Here is a 17,214-nt window from a genome sequence, read left to right as displayed (position 1 = left end):
GTCATAGGCCCGTCAGCACTAGCGCCGGGCGGGTCGGAGCAGGCGGTTCTCGAGGACCGGAGAGCGCACCAGGTAGGGCACGCGCTCGGCCTCGGCCTTGCGCATGGCGATGTCGGCCTTGCTGGCCGATGGCGGGGTGGGACAGACCCCGCCCCCGAGCAGATGCAATGCCACTGCAAGGCGCGCTTCTTTCGGATCGCCGAGCTCGTGCGTGAAGTCGTCCACCACCGCACAGGTCGGCGCGAAGCCGTCTCCGTAGTCGCCGAAGCCCTTGTCGTTGACGCCCTGGAACTGGATTGCGTAGTAGCTGGTGCCGCAGTTGTCCTGCGGGGTGAAGCCGTAAGGCTTGCCGCAGGTGCCGCCGCCGACCAGGTCGACGGTGATGCCGATGCCCCGCAGGCTGTTGACGACGGACTCGCTGGCCGAGCAGGTGTCGGGGCCGCTCAGCACCGTGACGCGCGACAGCCCGAGCTGGGGCAAGGGGTACCCCGCGGGCAAAGGGAGCCCCGCATCCTCCGAAAATCCGAGGGCGATGGGATAGAAGGGCACGATGGTCTGCTCAGGCGTCAGTTGAAACGGATTCTTGCGGTTGTACTGAAGCCGCTCGAAGGTCTTGCCCTGGGTCGCCGCGCTGGAGCTCACCATGTACGCGAGTTGGCTCGCGATGTCGAGATAGCCGCCGCCGTTGTAGCGCATGTCGATCACGAGATCGGTGATGCCGATGGACTGGAACAGCTCCATCGTGGAGGTGAGCCAGTATTCGGCTGATGCCATGTGTCCATTGAAAAGCATGTAGCCGACACGCTTGCCGCCGTTGATGTTGAAGGCGTTCAGCGTCGGCACGGGATCGCGAGTGATCGACGCCGATGCGAGCGTGAGGGTGCGTTCGGTGCCGTCGTTCGCCCGCAGCTTGAAGCTGTGCTGCTCTCCTGCGCGCTGGGGCGCGATCGCCGCGTTGAATGCGTCGACATCCACCCCGTTCACGACATCGAGCCCGTCGATCTCGATCAGTCGATCACCGCGAGCGACCGCCGCCAGTGCCGCCGGAGAACCCGGCTCGGTGAACGCGACGCGGATGTCGCGCGGCACCGAAGCGCCGATGAAGGCGAGCTGCATGCCGTAGCCGATGTCCGCGCCGTTCTGCACCAATGCGCGCGCCTGCTCGGTGTTGGCGGTGAAATGGAAGCGGTCCTTGGGTTTGCCTGACGCGGTGAGCTTCGGCGTCTTCAGCACACTGAAGTAGGAAACAGGCGTGGCGTAGTCCTGCGCGAGCAGCGTGGTGGGGACCTCGTCGAACCACAGGTAGGTCTCGTCGATCCATGCGCGCACCCAGTCTTTTTCGTTGGCCAGGGTGCCCAGGCGATCTGCAAAGGCGGCGTTGGTCGAGGGGTCGATGCCGGCGCGCGGCGCGGCGCATTGGGCGGACACCGAAGCCGACGGAACGATGGTGGCTTGCGGAGTGGGCGTCGGGGTGGGCGGGGGGACCGAGGGATCGGGCACCGCAGGGGGCGGCGAGGCGTCAGGAGCCGGAGCCGGATCTTCGGGAGTCGTGGATGGCGCCGCTGCGATGGGCGGAAACATCACCGCGCCTCCGCCGCCGCCCCCGCAAGCCGCCAGTGCGATGATCCAAGCCGCGCAGACTGCAGACCGCGCGAACTTCTTGTCGAGAATTCTCCCCATCTTTCCTCCAGTGCGATACGCCGGCGGAGCGCCAGCGCCGCGGGCATCCTAGGAGGCCTCCTGTCACGCGGGGTCCAGGCGTGACATTTGTTCAGGTTTCATCCGCGCAGCGCTCGACGGCCGCGCTTGCACGGCCTTGCACCGTGCCGGGCTAAGGCTGGGTCGGCAGCTGCGTCACGACCAGCCGATTCTCCCGGGCCGGCGAACGCACGAGATACGGCGTGCCCTGCGCTTCCGACTTGCGCAGCGCGAGCTCGGCCTTGCTCGACCCGGCCGTCGGGCAAGTTCCGCTGCTGCGCAAGCTCAGCGCAGCTGCCAGGCGCGCTTCTGCCGGGTCGCCGAGCGCGTGGTCGAAATCGTCGGCCACCGCACACGTTGGCGCGAAGCCATCGCCGTAGTCGCCGAAGCCCTGGTTGTTGACACCCTGGAACTGGATGGCGAAATAGGTGGTGCCGCAGTTGTCCTGCGGCAAGAAGCCATAGGGCTTGCCGCAAGTGGCGGCACCGACCAGGTTGACGGCAACGCCGACGCCCCGCAGGCTGTTGATCACCGATTCGCTGGCGGAGCAGGTGTCGGGGCCGGCAAGCACGGTGACGCGAGAGAGGCCCAGCCGGGGCAACGCCTGCCCGGCCGGGGTGGAGAAGCCGCGGGACGTTGCGTGGAAGGGCAAGGTCGTCTGCGCGGGCGCCAGGCGAAACGGGTTCTTGCTGTTGAAGAGGAGGCGTTCGAACACGGCGCCGCTGGTGGCGCCCGCCGAGCTGACCATGGAGGCCAGTTCGCTCGCGACATCGAGCAGGCCGCCGCCGTTGTAGCGCATGTCGATCACCAGGTCGACGATGCCGGCACCCTGCAGTTGGTTCACGGCCGCGATCAGCGCGGCCTCCGCGGTCGCCAGATGGTCGTTGAACTGCATGTAGCCGACGGGCCCGCTGGCGGTGGCGATGGTCTTCACGTTCTGTACCGGAACGCGAGTGACGCGCGCAGCGGCCAGCGAGAGCGTGCGCTCGGTGCCGTCCGGGGCACGCAGCCTGAAGCTGTGGGCTTCACCTTCGCGCGCCGGCGCCAGGCCGGCGTTGAGCTTCGTGGTGTCGCTGCCGTTGGCGACGTCGATGCCATCGATCTCCACGACGCGCGTGCCGCGCACGATGCCGGCCTGCGCCGCCGGCGAGTTGGGCTCGGTGTAGGCCACGCGCACGTCTCGCGGCGGCGATGCGCTCAGGAAGGCGAGCTCGAGGCCGTAGCCGACATCCACGCCGCCCTGCGAGAGCGCGCGATAGGTGGCCGTGTCCTGCGTGAAGTGGAAGCGGTCCTTGGCGCGGCCGGAGGCTGTGAGAACCGGCGTCTTGAGCACGCTGAACCACGCGATCGGGGTGGCGTAGTCCTTCGACGCCAACGTGGTCGGCACTTCGTCGAACCAGAGGTAGGTCTCGTCGATCCAGCCGCGCACCCAGCGCTTCTCGTCGACGGTGGTTCCGCTGCGGTCGAGAAAAGCCGCCCCCGTGTCCGGATCGATGCCGGTGCGCGGCGTGGCGCAGAGACCGGCAACGCTGGAGGAAGCGACGATGGCGTCGTCCTCGGCGGCGGGCGCGGCCGGCTGCTGCGATGTCGCGGCCAACGGCAGGAAGGCGCCGCCGCCTCCTCCGCCGCCCCCACAGGCGCTCAATGCCACTGCGGCCGCGCACACGGCCAACAGCGCAGCCAGGCGCTGCAATCCAAGCTCCATGAAGATCTCCCTCGCACGCCGGCGCCCAGCGCGACGGCGTCTGTCTCAGTGAACGAAGCCCATGCCGCGCGATTCGCGTACCTCGGGCTTGATGCGGTGCTCGGCCTCGAGCTGGTCCAGGAACTCGTCGGCCGAGAAAGCGACGGCAAGGATATCCGTCTGGCGCTTCACGGCCGCGAAATCGCCCGGGCACAGCTGCTGCAGCCTGGCCAGGCGCTGCTTCCGCTCGCTCGTCAGGCCGGCGGCATCGCCCGCCAGCGCCTCGGTGACGAACATGCATTCGCGCTGCACCTGCGTCAGCGGCATGAACTTGATCTTGAAGGTGAAGCGCCGCAGCGCCGCCTGGTCGAGCCGGTCGAGCAGGTTGGTGGTGCAGACGAAGATGCCGTCGAAGCGCTCCATGCCCTGCAGCATCTCGTTGACCTCGGTCACCTCGTAGGTGCGCTGGGCGCCGCGGCGGTCCTGCAGGAAGCTGTCGGCCTCGTCGAGCAGGAGGATGGCCTGCTCGGCCTCGGCTTCCTTGAACATGGCGGCCATGTTCTGCTCGGTCTCGCCGACGTACTTGCTCATCAGGTCGCTCGCCTGCTTGATGATCAGCGGCCGGCCGATGGCCCGCGCCATGTACTCGGCCAGTGCGGTCTTGCCGGTGCCGGGCGCGCCGTAGAAGCACAGGGTGCCGTGGCCGCGCGCCTTGAGCGCCTCGACGACGCGCGGGATTTCGAAACGGCACTCGACGTTGAGCATGTCGAGGTCATAGGTGGTCACGCTGCGGCGCGCGCCCAAGCCTCCCTGCGTGCCGAGCGCGAGGTCGGCATTGCGCAGCTGGCGCTCGATCAGGCTCTCGATCGAGGCGCCCTCGGACATGGCAAGCCCCGCGAAGCGCACCGCGGTGCGGATCTGCGCCGGCGTGAGGCCCTTGCGGGCGGCCAGCTTGGCGGCGAAAGCCTCGGACACGGCCACGCCCTCGAGCGTCTTGCGCACCAGTTGCTCGCGCGCACCCGGCGGGGGCGACTTGAGCTCCAGGTGGTAGGCGAAGCGGCGCCGGAAGGCCGGGTCGATCTGCTCGATGCGGTTGGTCACCCAGATCGTGGGCACGGCATTCGATTCGAGGATCTGGTTGACCCAGGCCTTGCCGCTCACGCTGCCGCTGGCGGAGGCGGGGACCTGCTCGGCGCGGGCCATGAGCTGGGCCGCCTCGGTGCTGATCGGCGGGAACACGTCCTCGACCTCGTCGAACAGCAGGGCCGCCTGCGCGCTGCCCTTCAAGAAAACCTGCGCGATCTGCAACGACCGGTAGCGGTCGCGGCCCGACAGCGAATTGCCGTCGCGGTCGGCGTACTCGACCTCGAAGAGCTCCAGGCCCGCGGCCTGCGCGACCACCTTCGCGAGCTCGGTCTTGCCGGTGCCGGGCGGGCCGTAGAGCAGCACGTTCACGCCCGGCTCCTTGCGCGCTACGGCGGCGCAAAGCAGGGTGATGAGCATCTGCGCGTCTTCCTGCACGAATGCGAAGTCGTTCACCGCGAGCGCGCTCTTGGCCGAGGGCCGCGTGAACACGGCCATCAGCTCGTTGTGGTCGCGGTACTCGCGCATCAGCACGGGCGGCAGCTTTTCGCTGACCTTCATCAGGTCGGCGAGGTCGGTGATGTTGTGCTCGGAGATCAGGTTCTCGACCAGGCCGATGCGTTCCAGCCGCGAGCCGGCACGCAGCGCCTCGCCGACGTCGCTGGCATTGACGCCGGCGACCTCGGCGATCGCGGCATAGGCCTCGGGCGCGTTGTTGACCTTGAACTCCACCAGCAGCGAGCGCAGGTCGCGCTGGTAGCGCGCGAGCGTGCCGTAGAGCAGCAGCGCGCGCTCGGCCTTGTTGAGCTGCAGCAGGCCGGCGAGCGCATCGATGTTCTTCTCGACCAGGGTCGACTGCTTGCGCAGCGCATGGGTAAGCCAGTCGCGCGTGGCAGACAGCACGGAGAGCAGGTCCTTGGGCTGGTCCTTGGCGTACTCGTCGAGGTAGAAGAAAAGCGTGCCTTCCTCGTACGGGCCGCGCCAGACGCCGTGGCGCTCCAGCAGCGTGCGGCCGTCGAACTGCTCGACGCCCTTCCAGACATCGTTGCCGGCGCAGCGGCGGCCGAGGAATTCGCGCAGGCGCTGCAGCACGGCCAGAGGCCAGACCAGATGGCGGCCGGTCAGCGAGAGCAGGCCGTTGAGGTCGCGCCGCACGTTGAAGCGCGGGCCCTGCTTCGCCGCCAGGGTGAGCACGAAGTGCGAACACATGAGCTCCAGCACCGGCGCTTCCTTGAGTCCGGGCGACGGCAATGCATGGCCGCGGGAAGCCGCGGCCACGACATCGGCACCGGAACGCTTGACCATCGAGCAACCCCCAGCTAGGAGAACACGGAAACTGATCGCGACCATAGCGCAGAGTTTTGGCTTGGGGAAGACTCGGGGACAGTAAAAACCCGGATGTTGCGATTCCGTCCACAATGCCGGCCATGCTTGGAATCGACGACATCGAACGCGCCGCCGAGCGCCTGCGCGGGCAGGTGCTCGATACGCCCTGCGTGGAATCCCGCACGCTGTCCGCGATCGTCGGCGCGCAGGTCTTCCTCAAATTCGAGAACCTGCAGTTCACGGCCTCCTTCAAGGAACGCGGGGCCTGCAACAAATTGGTCGACCTGTCGGAGAAGGGCGTCCGGGGCGTGATCGCGATGTCGGCCGGCAACCACGCCCAGGGGGTGGCCTACCACGCCCAGCGCCTGGGCCTGCGGGCGCTCATCGTCATGCCGCGCTTCACCCCCGGTGTGAAGATCGAGCGCACCCGCGGCTTCGGCGCCGAAGTGGTGCTGCACGGCGACACGCTGGACGCGGCGCGCGCCCATGCCCTGGCGCTGGCGGAGCAGGAAGGCCTGGCCTTCGTCCACCCCTACGACGACGAGGCGATCATCGCCGGGCAGGGCACCGTGGCCCTCGAGATGCTGGCGGTGGCGCCGCGGCTCGATGCCCTGGTGGTGTCGGTCGGGGGCGGGGGCTTGATTGCCGGCATGGCGCTGGCGGCCCGGGCCCGACAGCCCGGCATCGAGATCGTGGGGGTGCAGACCCGGCGCTTCCCCACCATGGTCAATGCCGTGCAGGGCACGAACCACCCGCTGGGGCAAAGCACCATCGCCGAGGGCATCGCCGTCGGAACGCCGGGCGTGCTGACGCAAGCCATCATCAGCGAGCAGGTCAACGACCTGCTGCTGGTCGACGAGGGCGACATCGAGCAGGCGGTGCTGATGCTGCTGGAGATCGAGAAGACGCTGGTCGAAGGCGCGGGCGCAGCCGGGCTGGCGGCGCTGATCCGGCATCCCGAGCGTTTCAAGGGCAAGCGGGTCGGCCTGGTTCTTTCGGGCGGCAACATCGATCCGCTGCTGCTGGCCGCCATCATCGAACGCGGGATGGTGCGTGCCGGCCGGCTCGCCCGGGTGCGCGTCAGCGCGCGGGACGTGCCGGGCTCCTTGGCCCAGATCACGGCCACTGTCGCGGAAGCGGGCGCCAACGTCGACGAGGTGCATCACCAGCGCGCCTTCACCATGCTGGCGGCGCAGAACGTCGACATCGAGCTGGTGCTGCAGACCCGCGGACGAGCCCATCTGACGGCGGTGCTCGAGGCCCTGCGCAAGGCCGGGTTCGAGGCGAACGAGCAGCGCTGACACTGCTGGCAAGCCCCTACACCGCCGGGCGCTGGTCGGTCGGTAAAATGGCCTCAGTTTTGCGTACCCGAGGAATAACCATGTCCAATCCCACCCCTGTCGATCCGGCCAAGTCCGCCGCCGTCGAGGCCGACGCCGTCGAGTCGATCGTTCCCCTCATGCCCCTGGTGTTGCCCATCGCCGGCGGGGTTTTGATGCTCCTGCTGGCGTCCATCGCCGTCTACATGGCCTGACAGCCGGCTGCGGCTGCGGCGGACACTGCACGGACCGCCGCCGTTCCAGGATTGCGCCCCCCCGCCTCGGGGTGCGCGATCCCCTCTCTCCCGAGACGCGAAACGTTTTTTCCAACGGACCTCGGCGGCCCCCGGCCCCTGAGCCCCGTTCGGAAAGACGATTTTTCAACTTAGGAGACTCTATGAACGCACCGCTCAAGGGCCTTGCCGTGCAGGCACCCTCGTACGTCAAGAACGCGAAGCTGATCGCCTGGGTGGCGGATATGGCCGCGCTGTGCAAGCCCGAAGCCATCCACTGGTGCGATGGCAGCCAGGAGGAATACGAGCGCCTGTGCCAGTTGCTGGTGGACGCCGGCACCTTCAAGAAACTCGATCCGGCCAAGCGACCCAACTCGTTTCTCGCGAGTTCCGACCCGAGCGATGTCGCACGCGTCGAGGACCGCACCTTCATCTGCTCCGAGAAGAAGGAAGACGCCGGCCCCACCAACAACTGGATGGCGCCGGCCGAAATGCGCACCACGCTGCAGCCCCTGTTCGACGGCTGCATGAAGGGCCGCACGATGTACGTCGTGCCTTTCAGCATGGGCCCGCTGGGCTCGCCGATCGCGCACATCGGCATCGAGCTCTCCGACAGCCCGTACGTGGCAGTCAACATGAAGATCATGACCCGCATGGGCAAGGATGTGTACGACGTGCTGGGTGCGGAGCGCGAGTTCGTGCCTTGCGTGCACACCGTCGGCGCACCGCTGCAGCCGGGCGAGAAAGACGTGGCTTGGCCGTGCAACAAGACCAAGTACATCGTCCACTACCCCGAGACCCGCGAGATCTGGAGCTACGGCTCCGGCTACGGTGGCAATGCGCTGCTGGGCAAGAAGTGCTTCGCCCTGCGCATCGCCTCGAACATGGGCCGCGACGAAGGCTGGCTGGCCGAGCACATGCTCATCCTGGGCGTCACCAACCCGGAGGGCAAGAAATACCACGTGGCGGCGGCCTTCCCCAGCGCCTGCGGCAAGACCAACTTCGCGATGCTGATCCCCCCGGCCGGCTTCGAGGGCTGGAAGGTCACGACCATCGGCGACGACATCGCCTGGATCAAGCCCGGCGCCGACGGCAAGCTGCACGCGATCAACCCCGAAGCCGGCTACTTCGGCGTCGCGCCCGGCACCAACATCCAGACCAATCCGAACTGCATGGCCAGCCTGGACCGCGATGTGATCTTCACCAACGTGGCGTTGACCGACGACGGCGACGTCTGGTGGGAAGGCATGGGCGAGCCCCCGGCCCACGCGATCGACTGGCAGGGCAAGGACTGGACGCCCGCCATCGCCAGGGAAACCGGCGCCAAGGCCGCCCATCCGAACGCACGCTTCACCGTCGCCGCCGCCAACAACCCGGCGCTCGACGACGCCTGGGACGACCCCAAGGGCGTGGCGATCGACGCTTTCATCTTCGGTGGCCGCCGCTCCACCACGGTGCCGCTGGTGACCGAGGCGCGCAACTGGGTCGAGGGCGTCTACATGGCCGCGACCATGGGCTCCGAGACCACCGCCGCCGCCGGCGGCCAGCAGGGCGTGGTGCGGCGCGACCCCTTCGCGATGCTGCCCTTCGCCGGCTACAACATGAGCGACTACTTCCAGCACTGGCTGGACCTGGGCAAGAAGCTCGAGGCCGCAGGCGCGCGCCTGCCCCGCATCTACACCACCAACTGGTTCCGCAAGGGCGCGGACGGCAAGTTCGTGTGGCCGGGCTACGGCGAGAACATGCGCGTTCTGAAGTGGATGATCGACCGCATCGAGGCCAAGGGCGAAGGCACCGAGCACGTGTTCGGCGTCAGCCCGCGCTACGAAGACCTCAATTGGACCGGCCTGGACTTCAGCGCCGAGCAGTTCGACACGGTCACCCACATCGACAAGGCGGCCTGGCAGGCCGAGCTGAAGCTCCATGCCGAGCTGTTCCAGCAGCTGGCGCACCACCTGCCGAAGGAGCTGCCGGCGACCAAGGCCGCGATCGAGCAGCGGCTCGCCGCCTGAACGGGGGCACCCAAAGAAAAAGCCGCCCGAGGGCGGCTTTTTTCATGGGCGCAGCGGGATCAGTAGTGCTGCCCGAGGTTCACCCTGCGCAGCGCCGAGTACAGGGTCGGCACGCTGTCGTCGGCGAGCTTCGCCGATTGCGCGGAGGCGGTCACAGCCGCTTCCGCCGATTCTGCTTCCTGCCGAGAGGCGATCGCTTGCAGCTCGCGAATGATGCGCGGGTCGAGCTTGGCGTAGGCCAGGAATTGCGCATCGGCATGGGCCGCAGCGCGTCGGCGAGCGGCGGCGCGTGCCGCGGAGACAGCGCGAACGGCCAGCGTGCGGGCGGTACCGGCGAAGAAGGCGAGCGTTGCAAAAGCCACGCCCCACAGCACGAGCCAGGCGACGAGCAGGCCGCCGTCGTTCCAGGTCGACATGAGCTTGTCGGCGACGACGAGCAGCGAGGCGACGATGGCCGCCAGCAGCAGGGCTGCGAGGCCGCGCGCGCCGTCGAAGCTGCGGCGGGCAGCGCGAATCTGATCGATGACGGCTTCCGCGCGGGCGACGCCCGGGTGAGTGGCCGGTTGTTCAACGTGGACAAAGCTGGTCATGGTGAAAGTCCCTCCTAGGACGACGATTGGCTGATGCCGGTGCAGCGATATTAGTGGTTTCCCTAGTGCTTTTCTACTTTAGCTTCATGATGTCTATCATTCACATCAATGATAGATGTCAACTTTCGCACGTTGGACCTCAACTTGCTCCGCGTCTTTGACGAGGTGATGGCGGAGCGCAACCTCACGCGCGCGGCGCGGAATCTCTCGATCACCCAGCCGGCCGTGAGCAATGCCCTGCGGCGGTTGCGCGAGACGCTCGGCGACGAGCTGGTGCGCCGCTCCGGCGCGGGGGTCGAGCCCACACCGCGGGCGCTGGCGGTGTGGCCGACCGTGCGCGATGCCCTGCGGCAACTGCAGCATTCGCTGGCACCGGGCGAATTCGATGCCGCGGTCGCCGACGACACCTTCGTTCTTGCGATGGCCGATGCGACGGCGGCCGAGCTGATTCCCGGGCTGGTCAGGATCGTCGAAGAAGAGGCGCCGGCAATCTCCCTGCGCGTTCTGCCCCTGACCACCCGCGACCCGCGACGGCTGCTCGAGAGCGAGGAGGTCGACATGGCCATCGGCTACTTTCCGGCGGTTGTCGCCAACCTGGCGGCGCGCGGCCAGTCCGATGCGGCCCTGCTGCCCTTCGAGACGCAACGCCTCTACATCGGCGAATACGTCTGCGTGATGCGGCGCGGCCATCCGCTGGCGGACCAGCCGCTGACGCTCGACGCCTTCTGCGCCGCGCGGCACCTGCTGGTGAGCTTCTCGGGCCGGCCCTACGGCTTCATCGACCAGACGCTGGGGGCGCTGGGGCGGGAGCGGCGCATCGTGGTCACCGTCAACCAGTTCTTTACGGCCGGCCGGGTGGTGGCCAATTCAGACCTGTTGACGGTGCTGCCTCGCCATTTCGTCAAGGTCACTGGGATCGACGAGCAACTGGTCCTGCGCGAGCTGCCGTTCCAACAGCCGCAGGTGCACGTGGACGCCATCTGGCACCGCCGGGCGCAGCACGGCCACGCCCATGGATGGCTGCGGCAAGCGCTGTTGCGTTCCGCGAGGGCGGCCTTTGCCGGCGCGCCGGGTGGCCCGGCTTAGCGGACGACGCTGAGCCAGGCGCTGGCGGCAGCGCGCAGCTCCTGGGCTTGATGGGCACTCATGCCCGCACGGGAATCGGCGCTTTCCATCAGGGCCGCGGCGGGGCTGGCAGGGGCTTCCAGGGTCTTGGCACGGAACAGGCGCGCGATCTGGGCAAGAAAGGTGAACATGAAGCGTGCGCGGCCGGTGGCCCGCGCTGGAGTGGTGATGAAACCAAGATTAAGGGTTTTCCCCAGTATTTCCAGCGCAAGGTTATGCGTGTCGCGCATAGGGATATTCGCCTAGACTGGCCGGCATGAAGCTCCAGCTGCTTTCCGATCTGCATCTGGAAGTGCATCCGCAGTTTCGGATCTCGCCGGCGGCCGGTGCCGATCTCCTGGTCCTCGCGGGTGATATCGGGTCCTATCAGGCCGGATCACGCCTCATGGCGCCCGACTTCGGCCTCACCCGGTTTTCGCCGCGGCATGGCTGGCCGACGCCGGTGCTCTACGTGCCGGGCAACCACGAGTACGACAACGCCGACTTCGACCAGACCCACGAGCGCCTGCGCACGCTCTGCCAGGCGCTCGACATTCTGTGGCTGGAGCGCGAAACCTGCGTCGTCGGCGGCGTCCGTTTTGTCGGCACCACCCTCTGGGCCGACTTCGATGCCCTGGTCGAGCCCGGCGACGGCATGACGGAGGCACTGCGCAAGCGGGGCAAGGCGATGCGCGCCGCGAACTTCTACCTGGAGAAAGCCCTCACCCTGCGCGCCGGTGAAGTCTTCCTCGCCGAGCCTCTGAGAGAGCACTCACTGACGTGCCAAGCGTGGCTGCGCAATGCGTTGGCCGAGGACTTCGATGGCCCCACGGTGGCCGTCACGCACTTCGCGCCGAGCTTGGCCAGCGCCGATCCGCGCTACGGGCTGAGCCCCGGCACCGCAGGCTTTTGCAACTCGCTCGACGAACTGCTGCCCAGGGCCGACCTGTGGCTGCACGGCCACCTGCATTGCGCTTTCGACTATGTGAAGGACGGGTGCCGGGTGGTGGCGAACCCGCTGGGCTATGTGGGCAAGGGCGAGCAGGAGGGCTTCAGGCCCGGCCTCCTCATCGAGGTCCCGCTAAGGCGGCCGGACCGCGCCGCCTGAGCGTCCGGGCTCAGGCCGGTTTCACGCCGGCGCGGCCGGCCTCGACCACGAAACGCGCCTGGGTGTGGAAGCGCGCATCGGCCACCACCGGATGCGCGGTCGCGCGGAACTCGCAGTGCAGGGACTTCGGCGTGGCCTCGATCAGGGCATAGCCGCGCTCGTCCCCGCGCGCATGGCGCACGTCGGGGTTGTCTTGCCGCAACCAATCCATCGAAGTCCGGCTGGCGCCGCGCGAACTGATCGAGCCGCCGACGAACTCGCTCGCGACCACCGGCGATGCGGTGTCGTTGGGCACCACGCGCAGATCCGCCGCGACGTACCGGTGCACGTCGCCCCCCAGCACCACCACGTCGCGCAGGCCGGCGTCGGCGATGCCCTGCAGCAGCTGGCGCCGCGCCTCCGGATAGCCGTCCCAGCCGTCGGTCCAGAACTGACGGCCGCGCGGCGCTTCGAGGCTGGTGGGACTCATCTGGGTGGACTGGCCCAGCAGCTTCCACTGCCGGCCGGAGGCGGCCAGGCCCTGCGCCAGCCAGCGCGACTGCTCGGCGCCAAGCATGGTGCGCGTCGGGTCCGCCAGCGTCTCGCAGCCGATCACGAGCCGGCCCCAGTCATGCGCCGGATCGGGGCACGCATGGTGGCTGCGGTATTGGCGGCAGTCCAGGGTCCAGAGCTCGGCCAACCGGCCCCAGGCGAAGCGATCGTGGATGCGCATCGCCGCGCCTTGCGGCGGCAGCAGCAAGGGCATGTGTTCGAAGTAGGCGCGGTAGGCCGCGGCGCGGCGCTGCAAGAAGAGCCCGGGCTCGGTGTAGGCCGGGTCGCGGTCGTTCGCATAGTCGTTGACCACTTCGTGGTCGTCCCAGGTCAGGATCCACGGGTGTGCCGCATGCGCGGCCTGAAGATCGGCGTCGCGCTTGTAGAGCGCATGGCGCGCGCGGTAGCCCTCCAGGGTCGTCGGAATGGGCGCGCCGTGCCGGCGCAGCTCTGGGGTCCGGCTGCTGCCTTCGTAGATGTAGTCGCCGGCGAACAGCACGAAGTCGAGTTCGCGCCCTGCGATCTCGCGGTGTGCCGCGTAGAAGCCATGCTCGTAGTTCTGGCACGCCCCCAGCGCGATGCGCAGGCGCGCCACCGCGGCATCCGGGGCGGGCGCCGTGCGCGTGCGGCCCACCGGGCTTTGCGCTTCTCCGCACTGGAAGCGATACCAGTACTCGCGCTGCGGCGCCAGGCCCTGCGCATGGACGTGCACGCTGAAGGCGCGCGCGGCTTCGGCCTGCACCTCGCCCTGCGCCACCGGCCGCTTGAGCTCGGCATCGCCGAAGATCTCGTAGCGCACGGCGCAGCGCTGCAGGCCGTCGAGGCCGGGATCGCCCTCCGCCGCCAGCCGGGTCCAGAGGACGACGCTGTCGTGCCGCGGCTGCCCGCTGGCGACGCCGAGCGTGAAGGGATTCGAGCGCCAGCGCGGCGCCGGCTGCGCGCGCAGCGGGCGCGCCGCCGACCACCCGCACAGGGCGAGCCACAGTGCGGCGCGGTTGAGATCTCGACGGCGAATGTCCATGGCCTTTTCTACAGCAGTTCCTCGCCCACCCAGGGCAGCATCAGCCAGTTCTTGAAGCGCAGCCAGAAATAGCCGCCCGGCTCGTCGTCGTGGACGATGTCGTTGCCGTCTGCATCGACCTCCAGCCACTGCACATGGCTTCCTCCCGGCGAGAGCCTCAGCCGGTAGACAGTGCCGGCCCGGCTGGGGCCGCCGACCAGCGTGTTGTAGTCGGCCACGAGCTCCCGGCTGTCGATCAGAAGGCCGGCCTCCGTGTTGATCGCCGCCGAGCGGTGGTCCATGTTCATCGAGCCGATGAAGAGCAGGCGGTCGTCGATCACCGCCAGCTTGGCATGCAACCGGCTGATCGAGCTGCCGAAGTCGCCGAACCTTCCGGACTTGCCGGTGATCGTGGGCCCGATCTCGCGGATCGCGACCCCGATGCGGAGCATCTCGGCGCGGTAGCGCGTGTAGCCGGCATAGGCGAGCGGCTCGTCGGTTGCGCCCAGCGAATTGGTCACCAGGAAGATCTTGCCGGGCCGTCCGCCGGTCGCCCGCCGCATCATCTCCATGCCGCGCCGGCCTGGGATGAAGTAGGGCGAAACGATGGTGACGTCGCTGCGCGCCGAGTCGAAGGCCCGCAGCGTGCCCTCGGTCACGCTGCCGCGGAAGGCCTCGGCATCGTTCCCGCGCACGATCTTGCCCGGGTCGTCGACATAGAACTGCGCCCGGGCCCAGCGCAGCTCGAGCGTGCCCGCCTCCAGCTGGTGGCCGACGGAGCTGCGCTCCATCACGTCGTGTGAAGGCAGCGGCAGCTCCGGGATGGCGGCACGCACCGCTTCGTCGAAGTGCCGTCGTGCCGCGTCCGGCGACGGCGTGCGCGCGACCACGTTGCCGACCGGACGCACCTGCTCGCTGTTCCAGTAGCGGTCGAAGCTCTGCGACATCTCGCGCACGACCGGCCCGCAGGACAGCACATCCATATCGATGAAGTTCGCGGCGCTGCCGTGCATGAAATATTCGCTTGCGATGTTGCGTCCGCCCGTGACGGCGCAGCTGTTGTCGCCCACCAGCAGCTTGTTGTGCATGCGGTGGTTGATGCGGCCGAACTCGTGCAGCGAAAACAGGAAGCGCGCTGCGAGCGATCCGGCGCGCGAGGGCAGCGGATTGAACAGGCGCAGCTCGACATGGGCATGCGCAGCCAGCCCCAGCAGCAGATCGTCCTGCCCGCCGGTGTAGAGATCGTCCATCAAGAGCCGCACGCGCACGCCGCGCGCGGCTGCATCGCGCAGTTCACGCAGGAAGAGCAGCCCGATCGGGTCGCTGTGGATGTGGTAGTACTGCACGTCGAGCGACTTCTGCGCTTGCCGAATCAGCGCGATGCGTGCGTCGAAGGCGAACTCGGCCTGCGGCAGCAGCCTGAAGCCCGACAGTCCGGGCTGTCCGGCCGGCGCCCCGGCGGTGCCGACCTGCGCCAGCCGCGTGCCCGACACCTCGGTCATCGCGCGGCTGGCCGGGGCCGGCACCGGTGCAGGCAGCGTGGCGCAGCCGCCGAGCCACGCCACGGCGAGGAACGAAAGCGCGATGCGCCATCCGGGAAGCTTCGGCATGCGCCGCAATGTAACGCCGTGCCATGGCATGTCCGCATCGCCCCCTATGATCGCGCGCATCTTCGAAGGACAGCGGCAGCAAGGGATACGCGTGCTCAACGGCTTGTGGCTCGGTTTTTTTCTGGCGGCAGCGCTGGCTGCGTTCTCGCGCTGGCTGGTCGGCGGCGATCCCTCGGTGTTCGCCGCGCTCGTCGAGAGCCTGTTCGCCATGGCCAAGCTCTCGGTCGAGGTCATGGTGCTGCTTTTCGGCACGCTCACGCTGTGGTTGGGGTTCCTGCGCATTGCCGAGGCGGCCGGGCTGGTCGCCGGGCTCGCGCGCGTGCTGGGCCCCTTGTTCCGGCACCTCATGCCCGAAGTGCCCGCGGGCCATCCGGCGCTGGGCCTCATCACCATGAACTTCGCGGCCAATGCGCTCGGGCTCGACAACGCGGCGACGCCCATCGGGCTGAAAGCGATGCGCGAACTGCAAAGCCTCAACCCCAGCGCGACCACCGCCACCAATGCGCAGATCCTGTTCCTGGTGCTGAACGCCTCCTCCCTCACGCTGCTGCCCGTCACCATCTTCATGTACCGGGCGCAGCAGGGCGCGGCCGATCCGACGCTGGTGTTCCTGCCGATCCTGCTGGCGACCAGCTGCTCCACGCTGGTGGGCTTGCTCTCGGTGGCCTTGGTGCAGCGGCTCAGGCTCTGGGACCCGGTGGTGCTCGCCTACCTGCTGCCGGGCGCCCTGCTGCTCGCCGGTTTCATCGCGCTGCTCGCCACGCTCTCGGCCGCGGCGCTGGCCTCGCTGTCCTCGCTGCTGGGCAACCTCACGCTGTTCGGCATCGTGCTCGTCTTCCTGCTGGCGGGTGCGCTGCGGCGCGTGAAGGTCTACGAGTGCTTCGTCGAGGGCGCCAAGGAAGGCTTCGACGTGGCGAAGAACCTGCTGCCCTACCTGGTGGCGATGCTGTGCGCGGTCGGCGTGCTGCGGGCTTCGGGCGCGCTGGACATGGTGCTCGCCGGCATCCGCTGGGCCGTCGGCCTGGCGGGCTGGGACGCGCGCTTCGTCGATGCCCTGCCGACCGCGCTGGTCAAGCCCTTCTCCGGCAGCGCCGCGCGCGCGATGCTGATCGAGACGATGCAGAGCCAAGGCGTCGACAGCTTCGCGGCACAGGTCGCGGCCACCATCCAGGGCAGCACCGAGACCACTTTCTACGTGCTGGCCGTCTACTTCGGCGCGGTCGGCATCCAGCGCGCGCGGCATGCGGTGGGCTGCGCGCTGCTCGCCGAGCTGGCCGGGGTGCTGGGCGCGATCGGCGTGGGCTACTGGTTCTTCGGCTGAACGGCTTGCCAAAGGCCATGCGACCCGGCGCGACAGCGGCGCGCAGGGTGATCGGCCAGAATAGCCTCTCACTTCCAGCTTCCCCGTGACCGCACCCGACCAGGCGACACCGCCCTCCTTCACGACCGACGAATTCCGCGACGCCCTCGGCATGTTCGCGACCGGCGTGACCATCGTCACCGCGCGCGCGGCCAACGGGCGGCTGGTCGGGCTCACCGCCAACTCCTTCAACTCGGTGTCGCTGGCTCCGCCGCTGGTGCTGTGGAGCCTGGCTCGCACTGCAGCCTCGATGGCCGCACTCAGCACCGGCTCGCACTACGCGGTCAACATCCTGGCCGCCGACCAGAAGGCCCTGGCCGAGCGCTTCGCATCGAAGGACGTGGACCGCTGGGCCGATGTCGCCTTCACCGAGGGCGTGGGCGGCGCGCCTGTGCTGGCCGGCGCGGCGGCGAGCTTCGAGTGCTTCAACCGAAGCCGCTACGACGAGGGCGACCACGTGATCTTCGTCGGCGAGGTCGAGCGCTGCACGCACCGGCCGGGCGCCTCGCCGCTGCTGTTCCACGGCGGGCGCTTCTACACCGAGCACCCGCTGTAG

At 68.5% G+C, this 17,214-nt stretch carries 14 protein-coding genes; 7 read left to right on the top strand and 7 right to left on the bottom strand.

The genetic code is table 11. The features are described from left to right. Positions 1-18: 18 nt before the first annotated feature. The 3 genes from AC3A6Y_RS04835 to AC3A6Y_RS04825 all read right to left on the bottom strand — a co-directional run bounded on the left by AC3A6Y_RS04835 (position 19) and on the right by AC3A6Y_RS04825 (position 5,770). Positions 19-1,581 carry a S41 family peptidase gene (locus tag AC3A6Y_RS04835; protein ID WP_487867088.1) on the bottom strand — a complete coding sequence of 521 codons (1,563 nt, stop codon included), beginning with the start codon at positions 1,579-1,581 and terminating at the stop codon, positions 19-21. Positions 1,582-1,831: 250 nt separating this feature from the next. Beyond that, the gene (locus tag AC3A6Y_RS04830; RefSeq protein ID WP_487867087.1) at positions 1,832-3,403 is read right to left on the bottom strand and encodes a S41 family peptidase; all 1,572 of its coding nucleotides are present in this window, start codon (positions 3,401-3,403) and stop codon (positions 1,832-1,834) included. 45 nt (positions 3,404-3,448) lie between these two features. Continuing rightward, positions 3,449-5,770 carry an ATP-binding protein gene (locus tag AC3A6Y_RS04825; RefSeq protein ID WP_487867086.1) on the bottom strand — a complete coding sequence of 774 codons (2,322 nt, stop codon included), beginning with the start codon at positions 5,768-5,770 and terminating at the stop codon, positions 3,449-3,451. A gap of 122 nt (positions 5,771-5,892) precedes the next feature. Here AC3A6Y_RS04825 and AC3A6Y_RS04820 point away from each other — a divergent pair, with 122 nt between their 5' ends. From AC3A6Y_RS04820 to AC3A6Y_RS04810, 3 genes are all read left to right on the top strand, one after another. After that, positions 5,893-7,092 (top strand): threonine ammonia-lyase, encoded by a 1,200-nt coding sequence (locus tag AC3A6Y_RS04820; RefSeq protein ID WP_487867085.1) that lies wholly within the window; start codon positions 5,893-5,895, stop codon positions 7,090-7,092. A gap of 80 nt (positions 7,093-7,172) precedes the next feature. Next, complete coding sequence (locus AC3A6Y_RS04815; protein WP_181360692.1) at positions 7,173-7,325, top strand: hypothetical protein; 153 nt, start codon at positions 7,173-7,175, stop codon at positions 7,323-7,325. Positions 7,326-7,507: 182 nt separating this feature from the next. Then, entirely contained in the window at positions 7,508-9,355 is a 1,848-nt protein-coding gene (locus tag AC3A6Y_RS04810) for a phosphoenolpyruvate carboxykinase (GTP) (RefSeq protein ID WP_487867084.1), read from the top strand. A gap of 59 nt (positions 9,356-9,414) precedes the next feature. On the opposite strand, the gene AC3A6Y_RS04805 is transcribed toward AC3A6Y_RS04810, so the two are convergent. Beyond that, a complete protein-coding gene (locus AC3A6Y_RS04805; protein ID WP_487867083.1) occupies positions 9,415-9,945 on the bottom strand; it encodes a hypothetical protein in 531 nt (176 codons plus the stop codon). Positions 9,946-10,056: 111 nt separating this feature from the next. Between AC3A6Y_RS04805 and AC3A6Y_RS04800 the strand changes: the two genes are divergently transcribed. Further along, entirely contained in the window at positions 10,057-11,031 is a 975-nt protein-coding gene (locus tag AC3A6Y_RS04800; RefSeq protein WP_487867793.1) for a LysR family transcriptional regulator, read from the top strand. Here AC3A6Y_RS04800 and AC3A6Y_RS04795 read toward each other — a convergent pair. Then, entirely contained in the window at positions 11,028-11,300 is a 273-nt protein-coding gene (locus AC3A6Y_RS04795) for a hypothetical protein (protein WP_487867082.1), read from the bottom strand. The genes AC3A6Y_RS04800 and AC3A6Y_RS04795 overlap by 4 nt on opposite strands. 26 nt (positions 11,301-11,326) lie before the next feature. Here AC3A6Y_RS04795 and AC3A6Y_RS04790 point away from each other — a divergent pair, with 26 nt between their 5' ends. After that, entirely contained in the window at positions 11,327-12,157 is an 831-nt protein-coding gene (locus AC3A6Y_RS04790; RefSeq protein ID WP_487867081.1) for a metallophosphoesterase, read from the top strand. A 10-nt stretch (positions 12,158-12,167) separates the two neighbouring features. Here the strand turns inward: AC3A6Y_RS04790 and AC3A6Y_RS04785 are convergent, their stop codons facing one another. Beyond that, entirely contained in the window at positions 12,168-13,709 is a 1,542-nt protein-coding gene (locus AC3A6Y_RS04785) for an alkaline phosphatase D family protein (protein WP_487867080.1), read from the bottom strand. 8 nt (positions 13,710-13,717) lie between these two features. Beyond that, a complete protein-coding gene (locus tag AC3A6Y_RS04780) occupies positions 13,718-15,298 on the bottom strand; it encodes a phospholipase D family protein (RefSeq protein WP_487867079.1) in 1,581 nt (526 codons plus the stop codon). Between the two features lie 91 nt (positions 15,299-15,389). Between AC3A6Y_RS04780 and AC3A6Y_RS04775 the strand changes: the two genes are divergently transcribed. Both AC3A6Y_RS04775 and AC3A6Y_RS04770 read left to right on the top strand, forming a co-directional pair. Next, positions 15,390-16,619, top strand: a complete 1,230-nt coding sequence (locus AC3A6Y_RS04775) for a nucleoside recognition domain-containing protein (RefSeq protein WP_487867792.1) — start codon at positions 15,390-15,392, stop codon at positions 16,617-16,619. Positions 16,620-16,770: 151 nt separating this feature from the next. Continuing rightward, positions 16,771-17,214 carry a flavin reductase family protein gene (locus tag AC3A6Y_RS04770; RefSeq protein WP_487867791.1) on the top strand — a complete coding sequence of 148 codons (444 nt, stop codon included), beginning with the start codon at positions 16,771-16,773 and terminating at the stop codon, positions 17,212-17,214.

The organism is Variovorax sp. Soil_C_17 (genome assembly GCF_057657265.1).
This window is presented reverse-complemented; position numbering and strand designations above follow the sequence as displayed.

Excerpts from the sequence above, each read along its gene's own strand:
- AC3A6Y_RS04835 (WP_487867088.1), bottom strand. The coding sequence starts at position 1,581 with ATGTTTCCGCCCATCGCAGCGGCGCCATCCACGACTCCCGAAGATCCG.
- AC3A6Y_RS04830 (WP_487867087.1), bottom strand. The coding sequence starts at position 3,403 with ATGGAGCTTGGATTGCAGCGCCTGGCTGCGCTGTTGGCCGTGTGCGCG.
- AC3A6Y_RS04825 (WP_487867086.1), bottom strand. The coding sequence starts at position 5,770 with ATGGTCAAGCGTTCCGGTGCCGATGTCGTGGCCGCGGCTTCCCGCGGC.
- AC3A6Y_RS04820 (WP_487867085.1), top strand. The coding sequence starts at position 5,893 with ATGCTTGGAATCGACGACATCGAACGCGCCGCCGAGCGCCTGCGCGGG.
- AC3A6Y_RS04815 (WP_181360692.1), top strand. The coding sequence starts at position 7,173 with ATGTCCAATCCCACCCCTGTCGATCCGGCCAAGTCCGCCGCCGTCGAG.
- AC3A6Y_RS04810 (WP_487867084.1), top strand. The coding sequence starts at position 7,508 with ATGAACGCACCGCTCAAGGGCCTTGCCGTGCAGGCACCCTCGTACGTC.
- AC3A6Y_RS04805 (WP_487867083.1), bottom strand. The coding sequence starts at position 9,945 with ATGACCAGCTTTGTCCACGTTGAACAACCGGCCACTCACCCGGGCGTC.
- AC3A6Y_RS04795 (WP_487867082.1), bottom strand. The coding sequence starts at position 11,300 with ATGCGCGACACGCATAACCTTGCGCTGGAAATACTGGGGAAAACCCTT.
- AC3A6Y_RS04790 (WP_487867081.1), top strand. The coding sequence starts at position 11,327 with ATGAAGCTCCAGCTGCTTTCCGATCTGCATCTGGAAGTGCATCCGCAG.
- AC3A6Y_RS04785 (WP_487867080.1), bottom strand. The coding sequence starts at position 13,709 with ATGGACATTCGCCGTCGAGATCTCAACCGCGCCGCACTGTGGCTCGCC.
- AC3A6Y_RS04780 (WP_487867079.1), bottom strand. The coding sequence starts at position 15,298 with ATGCCGAAGCTTCCCGGATGGCGCATCGCGCTTTCGTTCCTCGCCGTG.
- AC3A6Y_RS04770 (WP_487867791.1), top strand. The coding sequence starts at position 16,771 with ATGTTCGCGACCGGCGTGACCATCGTCACCGCGCGCGCGGCCAACGGG.